Genomic DNA, 11,275 nt, shown 5'->3' on the forward strand with positions numbered 1-11,275 from the left:
CGCGGGACTGCGGCTCCACGGAGGTTCACGCGATGACCTGGGTTTCCACGAACGGCATTGCGATCGGGGATCGGGTGCCGCGGCGCCTGCGCAGGCAGTGGGTCGAGGAGGGGCACTGCCCGGACCGCGACCTGTACTCACTCTTCCGCGAACGGGCCGCGACCCGGCCGGACCGGATCGCGGTCATCGACGACGACGGTGCCGTCTCCTACGCCGAGCTCGACCGCGAGGTGCGTGCGGCAGCCGGGGCGTTGACCACGCGCGGGCTCGGCGCACGGGACATCATCGCGTTGCACCTGCCGAACGGCCGGGACGCGGTGATCGCCGAACTGGCCGTGTACGCGATCGGGGCGGTGGCGTTGCCGCTCACGCACCCGCAGCCGGACCTGCTGGAACGCGCACGGGTGAGCGCGGTCCTCGAGTCGGTGCCCCAAAAGGGAACCTGGCGGGGCACCGAAGTCGCCCCGGAGGCACCGGCCCGGATCTTCGTCTCGTCGGGTTCCGAGGCGGCGCCGAAGATGGTCGCGTACTCGCACAACGCGATCGCCGGGGGCCGCGGCAACTACCTGCGGGCGATCCACCGCGGCAAGCCGTTCATCCGCGATCTCGTGCTGGTCAGCCTGGCCTCGGCGTTCGGTTCTTTCGGCGTGCCGGTCACGTTGTGCCGCGAGGGCGCCACGCTGGTCGTGACCAGGAAGTTCGAGGCCCGCCGGGCGTTGAGCCTCATCGCCGAACACCGCCCGACGCACGTCTTCGGCGTGCCCGCCATGCTCCGCCGCATCGCCGATCTGTCCACAGTGGAGGGGGTTCGGGCGTTCGTGTCGTCCGGCGACGCGCTGCCCCCGGACACGCTGTCGTTCTGCCGGGCCAGGTTCGACGCCGAGATCATCAACGTCTACGGCTCCTCCGACGGGGTCAACTGCCACACGACCACACCGGAGCACGGCGTGGGCCGCCCGGACCCCGCCGTGTGCGACATCAGGATCGTCGACGGCGAGATCCGCGCCCGCGGTCCGATGACGCCGCTGAGCTACGTCGCGGCACCCGAGCTGGACGCCGCGTACCGCACGGCGGGCGGCTGGGTCCGCACCGGCGACGAAGGCCGGTTCACGCCGGACGGGGTGCTGCACGTGACCCGCCGGATCAAGCGCGTGGTGGTCCGCGGCGGCTACACCATCAGCCCCGCCGAGGTCGAACAGCACCTGCACGGCCACCCCGCGGTGGCCGCCGCCGCGTGCGTGCCGGTGCCCGACCCGGACCTCGGGGAACGACTGTGCGCGTGCGTGACGCTGCGCCCTGGCCGGCCGCGCCCGTCGCTCGGCCAGCTGACGGCGTTCCTCGCGGGCGCGGGCGTGGCCGCCCCGAAGTTGCCCGAACGCCTGCTCGTGCTGTCCTCGCTCCCCGAGACCGGCTCCGGCAAGGTCTGCCACCGCACCCTCACCGAACTCGCCAGGGAGCACTGCCGATGAGCTACGAGGCGTTGCTCGCGCTGCACCAGGCCGTCGGGGGCGACACCGCGCTGGACGAGCTGGTCCGGTTGCGCTGTTCCCAGCTCAACGGCTGCACGTACTGCATCCGCCTGCACAGTTCCGCCGCACGGCAGACGGGCGAGCCCGCCGAACGGATCGACGATCTGCCGTGGTTCCGCACCAGCCCGCACTACACGGACGCGGAACGCAGCGCCCTCGCGCTCGCGGAAGCCGTCACCATGGTCCACAGTGGACGGGTGTCCGACGAGGTGCTTGAAGCGGCGACAGAGCACCACGGGCAGGAGAAGGTGACCCAGCTGATCTGGGTGGCCATCGTGACCAACGCGTTCAACCGCCTGGCGATCAGCACGCGCGTGCGCTGAGTGCCGGATCCTAGTCCTGCGACCTGCGTACCTCGACCGCCGAATTTTCGGCACTCCCTACCGCGCAACCGCTCCGAGTACGACAAACGTCGAGCATCCCTGACTCGGAGAGGCGGCCGAGATGCGTTCCATACGCCCATTGGCACTAGGACTGGCGTTAGCCCTGACGGCGGTCCTGCCAGCACCCCAAGCCGGGGCCGTCCCGGTCGACAACCCGGCGAGCTACGTCAACCCCCTGATCGGCACATCCAACAACGGTGAGACCTGGCCCGGCGCCGACACGCCGTTCGGCATGGTCCAGTGGAGCCCGGAGAACACCGGCGGCGACCAGATGCGCACGGTCGAACCGGGAGGCTACGGCTACAACGCGACCCGGATCCGCGGGTTCGCCCTCACCCACCTGTCCGGCACCGGCTGCGCGGGCGCGTCGGGCGACGTGCCGTTCCTGCCCTTCGTGGGGAACGTGGGGTCCTCGCCGTCCGCTGACAACGATGACAGCGTCTACGCGAGCAACTTCCAGCACTCCGACGAGACCGCGGAGGCCGGGTACTACCGGGTCAAGCTCGCGAACGGCGTGAACACCGAACTGACCGCGACCACCCGCACCGGCTCCGGAAGGTTCACCTACCCGGCCGGCACCGCCAGCATGCTGCTGCGCACCTCCAACTCCGAGGTCGGCAGCAGCGCGGCGACGACCACGATCGACGCGGCGAACCGCACGATCAGCGGATCGGTCACCAGCGGCAACTTCTGCGGCTACATCAACAAGATCGGCCGGCGCAGCTACTACACGCTGTACTTCACGGTCACGTTCGACAAACCGTTCGCCGGCACCGGGACGTGGCAGGACGGCTCCCTGCGGCCGAACACCACGACCGCGAGCGGCGGCACGACCTACGGCACCGACGGCTGGCCGGTCCACGGCCGGGGATCCGGCGGCTACGTGACGTTCGACCTCAGCAGTGGCCGGACGGTCAACGCGAGGGTCGGCATCTCGTACGTGAGCCTGGCCAACGCCAAGGCGAACCTCGCGGCCGAGAACCCCGCGGGCACCACGTTCGACACCGTGCGGACCAAGGCGCACGACGCGTGGAACACCGAGCTGAACCGCCTGGAGGTCACCGGCGGCACCCAGAACCAGCTGTCCACTTTCTACACCGCCGCGTACCACGCGCTGTTGCACCCCAACGTGTTCAGTGACGTGAACGGCCAGTACATGGGCATGGACCAACAGGTCCACACGACGAACCGGATCCAGTACGCGAACTTCTCCGGCTGGGACGTCTATCGCGGTCAGCTGCAACTCGTCACGCTGATCCGGCCGGACGTCGGTGCGGACATCGCGCAGTCGCTGCTCAACCAGGCCAACCAGAACAACGGCGTGTGGGACCGCTGGACCCACAACCAGGGCGGCACGCACGTGATGACCGGCGATCCGGGACACGCGGCCGTGCCGAGCATCTACGCGTTCGGCGGCACCCAGTTCGACGTGTCAGGGGCACTGAACTCGATGGTGCACGCGGCGACCACGGTCACGCCCGAGGACCTCAGCCGCGAGGGCTGGAACGTGATGGTCGTCGGTGAACGGCCGTCGCTGGACAAGTACCTGTCGCTGCACTACGTCCCGCAGAACGGCAACGCGTGGGGCGGCGCGGGCGAGACGCTCGAGGACGCCGTCGCGGACTTCGCGATCAGCCAGCTGGCGCAGCGGCTCGGCAACTCGGCTCGGCACCAGGAGTTCCTCGCGCGCGGCCAGTACTGGAAGAACGTCTTCCACCCGACGCGCGGCTACATCCAGGACCGCAACGCCAACGGCACCTGGCCGAGCGCGAACCCCGCGAACGACGACGGGTTCGCCGAGGGCAGCTCCGCGCAGTACACGTGGATGGTGCCGCACAACGCCCAGGGCCTGTTCAACCTGATGGGCGGCACGAGCTCCGGCATCAACCGGCTGGACAACTTCTTCCACAAGGCCGACGGCAGCTGGGCGCTCACCGGCGCGGGCGGCCTCAAGGCGGAGATGGACAACGAGCCGTCGATCACCGCGGCCTGGTTGTTCGACTTCGGCAGCCCCTGGCGCACGCAGGACACCGTGCGCCAGGTCGTGAACACGTTGTGGTCGAACGGTCCCGGCGGCATTCCCGGTCAGGACGACCTCGGCGCGATGTCGGCCTGGTACGTCTGGGCCGCGATGGGCATGCACCCGCTCGCACCCGGTCGCGGTGAGCTGCTGCTGGCCAGCCCGCTGTTCCCGAAGATCGTGGTGCACCGGGCGGGCGGCACGACGTTGACGATCAACGCGCCCGGCGCGTCGGCGAACAACAAGTTCGTGCAGAGCCTGCGGGTGAACGGCGCCACGACGACGAAGCCGTGGCTGCCCGAGTCGTTCCTCAACGGCGGCACGGTCGACTACACGCTCGGCACGACCGCGAACCAGTCGTGGGGCACGGCGGCGGCCGACCAGCCACCGTCGTTCGACACCGGCGGAGGCGGCCCGTCGCCGAGCAACCTCGCGCTGAACAAGCCCGCGACCTCGGACTCGGCGTGCAACAGCGCCGAAGCCGCGCGGTTCGCGAACAACGGCAGCGTCACCGACAAGTGGTGCTCGCTGGGTTCGTCGAAGTGGTGGCGGGTCGACCTCGGCCAGTCGAGCGCGGTCAAGTCGATCACCGTGAAGCACGCCGCCGCGGGTGGTGAGCCGGCGGAGTGGAACACGCGCGACTTCGACGTGCAGCTGTCCGCGGACGGCACGAACTGGACCACGGCGGCACAGGTGCGCGGCAACTCGGCCGACGTGTCGACGCATCAGCTGTCGGGAAGTGGACGGTATGTACGCCTGATGGTCCTGGCCGGTGAGCAGGATGGCGCAAACGGGACCGCCCGAATCTACGAAATCGAGATCTATGGCTAGTCACTAGATTCGGACAGGTGACGGCGAGCCTCAACGCCCTGCTGCGCACCGGCCCGTTTCACCTGGCGCTGCGAGCCGCGATCCGGCAGCGCGGCCTGACACTGGACAGGCTGCGCTGCCATCTCGCCGCGCACGGGACGACGGTCGCGGCGTCCACGCTCAGCGCGTGGCAGCAGGGCAAGGACCGCCCGATCTCACCCCGCTCGCTGGAGGTCGTCGCGGCGCTGGAGAAGATCCTGTTGTTGCCGGCCAACTCCTTGCTGGACGTGCTGGCCGGCGCGGGCCCGACCGGCTGGCCGGAGGAGCTGCCCGACCTGATGCCCGGCTTCCGCGCGAACGACCTGGAGATCGTGGCCCGCCACGAGCGGGTCTTCGTGAACCGGTACCGCTACCCGCATCGCGTGATCAGCCAGGTCGTCGGCCGCGCCCGGCGTGACGGCGTGGACCGCTTCTTCGCCCACTACTACAGCGATGGGCCGACCGAGATGGTGACAACGTTGCCATCACGAAACTGTCGGATCGGTCGCGAGGTCGATGACCCGGAGGCGCTGTTGTTGATGACGGAGTTGCTGTTCGACCACACGTTGAGCGCGGGCGATACGTGGGTGTTCGAGTTCGAGACGCGGGACGAGAACATCGGCACCTGTAATGAGTTCGCGCACGGCACCCGCGGGTCCGAGGAGCTCTGCCTGATCGAGGTGCAGTTCCATCCCGAAGCCCTGCCCGTCGATCCGCACGTCTACGTGATCGACGACGTCGAGCCGCGCCGGGTCACCGGGCTCACGTTGAGCTCGGGTGGAGCCGTGCACCACCTCGCGAAGGGCGTGACGGCCAGGTACATCGGGATCGGGTGGAGCTGGCCTTGATCAGGCGCTGTCCCGGTGCACCAGCTCGGTGGGCAGCAGGATCGACGGCGGCAGGCCCTCCGCGCCGTTCAGCTCGGCGAGCAGCCGCCACGTCAGGGTGCGCCCGAACCGCTCGACGTCCTGCCGCACGGTCGTCAGCGGCGGCACCGCGGTCGCCGCGAGCACCGAGTCGTCGAACCCGACGACCGCGACGTCTTCGGGGACGCGACGGCCGCGCTCGTGCAGGATTTTCAATGCCCCCAAAGCCATGATGTCCGCGGCCACGAACACCGCGTCGAGGTCGGGGGCGCGGTCGAGCAGTGCGGCCATCGCTTTGGCGCCGTCCTGGGGCGTGAAGTCGGCATGCTCGACGAGGTCGGCGGGCAGCCCGTGCATCCCGCGCCGCCACCCGCTCAGCCGATCCCGGCCGACGGCCATGTCGCGCGGGCCGGCGACACAGGCGATCCTGGTGCGCCCCAACGAGACCAGGTGGCGCGTGGCTTCCAGGGCACCGTTGAAGTTGTCCGAGTCGACGTACGGGACCGCTCCTGCGAGTGGCCGCCCGCCGACCACGATCGGCAAACCTTTGTCGTGCAACAACTGTGGCAGCGGATCCTCGCCGTGCAGGCTCACCACGATCGCCCCGTCCACGTGGCCGCCGCTCAGATACGCGACCAGGTCGTCCGACGGGTTCATCATCAGCACCAGCTGCGTCTGCCCGGCCAGCTCCGCGTGCACGCCGCGGAGCACGCCGGCGAAGAACGGGTCGGCGAGCACGCGGCTGCCCGGTTCGGACACGACGAGCGCGATCGCGTTCGCCCTGCGGCCCGCCAATGTGCGGGCCGCGTGGTTCGGGCTGTAGCCCAGGCGGGCGATCGCCCGATGGACGGCGTCGCGGGCGGCGGCGCTGACGTGCGGCGCGCCGTTGATCACCCGCGACACCGTCGACCTCGACACGCCGGCCACCCGCGCGACCTCCTCGATGCGCGGGCGCCCGGTCACGACACGGCGACCAGGGCGTTGCCGCGGGCCACGCGCGCGAACCACCGGGCGCTCAGCTTGGGCGTGCGGACCTGCGTCTCGTAGTCCACGTGCACGATGCCGAACCGCTTCGCGTACCCCTCGGCCCACTCGAAGTTGTCCAGCAGCGACCAGCAGAAGTACCCGCGCAGGTCGACCCCGGCCTCGATCGCCGAGTGCGCGGACCACAGGTGCGACGCGAGGTACGCGGCCCGGTCGTGGTCCTCGATGCCGTCCGGCGAGACGACGTCCTGGTAGGCCGCGCCGTTCTCCGTGATGTACAACGGCAACCGCGGATACTCCAGGTGCAGCCGCATCAGCACCGACCGCAGGCCCTCCGGCCGCACCTCCCAGTCCATGTCCGTGCGCGGCATGTCCCGGCGCGGGAACGACAGCTGCGAGACACCGACCCAGGGCGAAGGGCCGGTGACACCGGGTGCGGAGCTGACGTAGTACTCGGAGTAGTAGTTCACCCCCAGCAGGTCGATGGGTGCCGAGATGATGTCCATGTCGGCGGCGCGGATGACACCGGTGAACCCGAACGGTTCGAGGTCGACCAGCAGGTCGTTCGGGTAACGCCTGCGCAGCAACGGATCCAGGAAGATGCGCTGCTGGATTCCGTCGATCCGGCGGGCCACGTCCACGTCGTCCGGGTCCTGCGGGTTCGCCGGGATCACCGGGTACATGTTGAGCGTGATGCCCACGCGCGCCCGCGGCTGGGCGGCGCGGATCGCCTGCGTGGCGAGACCGTGCCCGAGCAACAGATGATGTGCCGCGGCCGCGGCCGCGACCGGATCGGTGCGACCCGGCGCGTGCAGCCCGGCCGCGTAGCCGAGGAACGCCGAACACCACGGCTCGTTCATCGTGGTCCACGTCGCGACGCGGTCGCCGAGCGCCTCGACGACCGAAGCCGCGTAGTCGGCGAACCGGTACGGGGTGTCGCGCGCCGCCCAGCCGCCGGTGTCCTCGAGCTTCTGCGGCAGATCCCAGTGGTAGAGGGTCGGCCACGGCTCAATGCCGTATTGCAGCAGGGTGTCCACGAGCCGCTTGTAGAAGTCCAGCCCGGCCTGGTTGACCGCGCCGCCGTCCGGCCGCACGCGCGGCCACGCGATCGAGAACCGGTATGCGCCCAGCCCGAGATCGGCCATCAACCGCACGTCCTGCTCGAACCGCCGGTAGTGGTCGGCCCCAGGCTCGCCGGTGTGCCCGTCGACGACCTTGCCGGGCACGCGGCAGAACGTGTCCCAGATCGAGTCCGTGCGACCGTCCACATCGGTCGCACCCTCCACTTGGAACGCGGCCGTCGCGGCCCCCCAGAGAAACCCTTGCGGGAAAACAATGCTCATCCCTTGACAGCTCCTTGCATGACGCCGGCGACGATCTGCCGTCCGAGCACGATGAACACGATCAGCACCGGGACCGTGGCGAGCGTGGTCCCGGCGAGCACGAGCGAGTAGTCGACGTAGTAGCCGCTCTGCAGCTTCTCCAGCGCGACCTGCATGGTCGGGTTGTCGGCGTTGAGCACGACCAGCGGCCACAGGAAGTCGTTCCACGACTGCATGAACGTGAACACGCCGAGCATCGCGGCGGCCGGCCGGACCGCGGGCAACCCGACGTGCCAGTAGGTCCGCCACAGGCTGCAGCCGTCCATCCGCGCGGCCTCGATCAGCTCGTCGGGGATCGCGTCGACGATGTACTGCCGCATCCAGAAGACCCCGAACGCGGTGACGAGGTTCGGCACGATCACGGCCTCGAGCTCGCCCGCCCAGCCGAACTCGGCCATCGCCATGTAGAGCGGGATGATGCCCAGCTGCGTAGGCACCGCGAGCGTCGCCACTACGAAAAGGAACAGGAGGTTGTGGCCGCGGAACCGCAGCTTGGCGAATGCGAACCCCGCCAGGCTGGACAGCAGCACCACGCTCGCCGTCACAGTGCCGGACACGATGAAGCTGTTGATCAGCGCCTTCCAGAACGGGATCGTGTCGAACACGCGCGCCGCGTTCGACCAGAAGTTGCCGCCGGGGATGAGCGTGAAGTCGGTGCTCTCCCGGCTCGCGACGACGAACGACCAGTAGAACGGGAACGCCGACCCGAGCACGAACGCCCCGAGAATCCCGTAGATCATCGGCCGTCTCACCGCACCGCCCTCCTGGTGAGGAGGAAGTTCAGCCCGGCGACGGTGATGACGACGAGGAACAGCACCCAGGCGATCGCGGAGGCGTAACCGAGGTCGAAGCTCTGGAACGCCGATTGGTAGAGATACAGCACCACCGTCTGGTACTGGTGCTCCGCGCCGCCGCCGCTGCCGCCGGACGGGTCGAACAGCTTGGGCTCGGTGAAGATCTGCAGCCCGCCGATGGTCGACGTGACCACCACGAAGATGATCGTCGGCTTGAGCATCGGCAACGTGATGCTGAAGAACCTCCTGGCCGCGCCAGCTCCGTCGACGACCGCGGCCTCGTGCACCTCCTTCGGAATCGCCTGCATGGCGGCGAGCACGATGAGCGCGTTGTAACCGGTCCACCGCCAGTTGACCATGGAAGCGATGGCGAGGTGGCTACCGAACGTGTCCGCCTGCCAGTCGACGGGCCCGATCCCGATGGTTTCGAGAATGTCGTTGGCCAGCCCGTACTGCGGTCCGAACAGGTTGCCGAAAATGATCGTCAACGCCACGAGGCTGGCCACGTAGGGGAGCAGCACACCCATCCGCCACGCCGTGCGCGCCCTGAGGTTGGCGTTCAGCAGCGCGGCGAGAAGTACGGCGACCACGATCTGCGGCGCGCTGGACAACAGGAAGATGCTGAACGTGTTGAACAGCGCGTTCCAGAACTGCCCGTCGCTGACGAGGGTTGTGTAGTTGTCGATGCCGATGAACGCCGGGGCGTCGGCGCCTAGCTCCCAGTCGAACAGCGACACGTATGCCGTGTAGAGCAACGGGAACAGCCCAACCGCGCCGAACAGCAAGAAAAACGGTGCGACGAACAGATACGGCGTTACTTTGGTGTCCAAATTGGACGGCCGGTGCCGCGAGCGAGCCTCCTCCACCCGCTCGTGGCCAGGTCTGGTGAGCACCGCGGTCACTTGGCCGCCTTCTGGGCGTCCTGGACGGCCGTCTTCCATGCGTCGTCAGGGTTCTTGCCCTGTTCGACGGACTGCAACGCGGGGCTGAACACGTTCTCCTGCACCTGCCCGTCGGCCGGCCCCTTGTACTGCGCGGCTTTCACCTTCTGGGCCTGCTCGGCGAACAGCGCCCCGGCCTTGACGCCGCCGAAGTAGGCGTTGGTCTGCTCGAGCAGCGCGGGCGACTTCAGCGCCTCGACCTGACTGGGGAACGTGCCCTTGGCCTGGAACGCCTTGATCTGCTGCTCGGGTGTGGTCAGCCAGGCGGCGAGCTCGGCGGCCTGCTTGGCGTTCTTGCTCTGCTTCGGCACGGTCAGGTACGAGCCACCCCAGTTGCCGCCGCCGTTGGGGAAGGCCTCGGTGACCGCCCACTTGTTGGCGTTCTCCGGCCCGGCCTGGCTCTCGATCACGCCGAGCATCCACGAGGGGCAGGTCTTGGTCGCGAACGCGCCGGTCTTGAACCCGGTGTTCCACTCGTTGCTGAACGCCACCAGCTTCGCCGACTGCCCCTTGGCGACGGCGTTGGTCACGGCGTTCCAGTCGCTCTTGATGGCCGGGTTGGTGTCGACGACGAGCTTGTCGCTCTTGTCGAAGTAGCCGACCTCGTGCTGGTTGTGCATGGCGTTGAAGATCTGCGCGGCGCTGTCGAACCAGGCGATCTTGGTCTTGGCGGTGAACTGGTCGCCTGCTTGGAAGTAGCTGTCCCAGGTGGCGAGCAGCTCCTTGACCTGGGCGGGGTCGGACGGCAGGCCGGCCTGTTCGAAGAGGTCCTTGCGGTAGCACATGGCGAGCGGGCCGATGTCCGTGCCGTATCCGATGAGCTTGCCGTCCTTGGTGGCGGCTTCGGTCTTCCACTTGAGCCAGCGGCCGTCGACGTTCGGCCCGATGCTCCTGAGGTCGTTGAACTGGCTCGCCTTCGACATCACCTGGCTGAGGTAGCCCTCCTCGACCGCCTCGATGTCGGCGAGCCCGGAGCCCGCGCCTAACTTGGTGAAGAGGTTCTGGTGGTGGGGCGCGCCCTGGCCGGTCTTGCGGTGGGTGATCTTGATGTCGGGGTGGGCCGCCTCGTACTCCTTGAACAGGTCCTCGTACCCGAACTCGTTGAAGGTGGCGACGGTCAGCTCAGTCTTGCCGCTCTGGCTCGCGCCACCGGAGGCGCAGGCGGTGGTGGCGGTGGTGGCGATGGCTGTGCAGACCAGCACGCTGACCAAACGGCGGTGTCGCACGTGGGGACTCCTCTCGGCGGATTTCTGGGAGCGCTCCCAGAGTGGTGAGGAGTGTGACCCCGGTCATTCTCGGGTGTCAACCTTGGGGTGGGCCGGTGCGTTGCTCTGCCGGTCGGCTGCCGGTTGGCTGCCGGTTGTGTTGACGCGGCGGCTTTCGTGGTGGGTTGGGAGTGCGACGCGGCGGCTTTCGTGCTCGGGGCTCCGCCCCGGACCCCGGCTCAGCTCAAAGAGGGGCCCGGCCGTGCCTTCTTTTCGTAGTGGGTTGCGTTGGGGTGGTGTGCCCCTCCCGTCGCATCGCACC

General features: G+C 68.8%; 9 protein-coding genes. 4 read left to right on the forward strand and 5 right to left on the reverse strand.

Features of this window, described 5'->3' with window-relative positions:
• Positions 1–32 precede the first annotated feature (32 nt).
• The 4 genes from QSK35_RS19900 (at position 33) to QSK35_RS19915 (ending at position 5,629) form a co-directional block, all read left to right on the forward strand.
• The gene (locus QSK35_RS19900) at positions 33–1,469 is read left to right on the forward strand and encodes a class I adenylate-forming enzyme family protein (RefSeq protein WP_285748256.1); all 1,437 of its coding nucleotides are present in this window, start codon (positions 33–35) and stop codon (positions 1,467–1,469) included.
• The gene (locus QSK35_RS19905; protein ID WP_285748258.1) at positions 1,466–1,852 is read left to right on the forward strand and encodes a carboxymuconolactone decarboxylase family protein; all 387 of its coding nucleotides are present in this window, start codon (positions 1,466–1,468) and stop codon (positions 1,850–1,852) included. The genes QSK35_RS19900 and QSK35_RS19905 overlap by 4 nt, the downstream gene beginning before the upstream one ends.
• 121 nt (positions 1,853–1,973) lie before the next feature.
• Positions 1,974–4,763, forward strand: coding sequence for a GH92 family glycosyl hydrolase (locus QSK35_RS19910; protein WP_285748259.1), 2,790 nt, complete (start codon positions 1,974–1,976; stop codon positions 4,761–4,763).
• Positions 4,764–4,780: 17 nt separating this feature from the next.
• On the forward strand, positions 4,781–5,629 hold the full coding sequence (locus QSK35_RS19915; protein ID WP_285748261.1) for a helix-turn-helix domain-containing protein: 849 nt from the start codon (positions 4,781–4,783) through the stop codon (positions 5,627–5,629).
• Here the strand turns inward: QSK35_RS19915 and QSK35_RS19920 are convergent, their stop codons facing one another.
• The 5 genes from QSK35_RS19920 to QSK35_RS19940 are packed head-to-tail and all read right to left on the reverse strand — an operon-like array spanning position 5,630 to position 10,974.
• Positions 5,630–6,610, reverse strand: coding sequence for a LacI family DNA-binding transcriptional regulator (locus QSK35_RS19920; RefSeq protein ID WP_285748264.1), 981 nt, complete (start codon positions 6,608–6,610; stop codon positions 5,630–5,632).
• Positions 6,607–7,974 carry a GH1 family beta-glucosidase gene (locus QSK35_RS19925; protein ID WP_285748266.1) on the reverse strand — a complete coding sequence of 456 codons (1,368 nt, stop codon included), beginning with the start codon at positions 7,972–7,974 and terminating at the stop codon, positions 6,607–6,609. Before QSK35_RS19925 ends, QSK35_RS19920 begins: the two co-directional genes overlap by 4 nt.
• Positions 7,971–8,753 (reverse strand): carbohydrate ABC transporter permease, encoded by a 783-nt coding sequence (locus QSK35_RS19930; protein ID WP_285748303.1) that lies wholly within the window; start codon positions 8,751–8,753, stop codon positions 7,971–7,973. Before QSK35_RS19930 ends, QSK35_RS19925 begins: the two co-directional genes overlap by 4 nt.
• An 8-nt stretch (positions 8,754–8,761) precedes the next feature.
• Entirely contained in the window at positions 8,762–9,709 is a 948-nt protein-coding gene (locus tag QSK35_RS19935) for a carbohydrate ABC transporter permease (RefSeq protein WP_502881682.1), read from the reverse strand.
• Entirely contained in the window at positions 9,706–10,974 is a 1,269-nt protein-coding gene (locus QSK35_RS19940; RefSeq protein ID WP_502881683.1) for an ABC transporter substrate-binding protein, read from the reverse strand. Before QSK35_RS19940 ends, QSK35_RS19935 begins: the two co-directional genes overlap by 4 nt.
• Between the last annotated feature and the right edge of the window lie 301 nt (positions 10,975–11,275).

Origin of the sequence: Lentzea sp. NBRC 105346 (assembly GCF_030269605.1) — a bacterium.
Classification (GTDB): Bacteria; Actinomycetota; Actinomycetes; order Mycobacteriales; family Pseudonocardiaceae; genus Lentzea.

Coding starts and splice junctions, on each gene's coding strand:
- QSK35_RS19900 (WP_285748256.1), top strand. CDS start 33: ATGACCTGGGTTTCCACGAACGGCATTGCGATCGGGGATCGGGTGCCG.
- QSK35_RS19905 (WP_285748258.1), top strand. CDS start 1,466: ATGAGCTACGAGGCGTTGCTCGCGCTGCACCAGGCCGTCGGGGGCGAC.
- QSK35_RS19910 (WP_285748259.1), top strand. CDS start 1,974: ATGCGTTCCATACGCCCATTGGCACTAGGACTGGCGTTAGCCCTGACG.
- QSK35_RS19925 (WP_285748266.1), bottom strand. CDS start 7,974: ATGAGCATTGTTTTCCCGCAAGGGTTTCTCTGGGGGGCCGCGACGGCC.
- QSK35_RS19930 (WP_285748303.1), bottom strand. CDS start 8,753: ATGATCTACGGGATTCTCGGGGCGTTCGTGCTCGGGTCGGCGTTCCCG.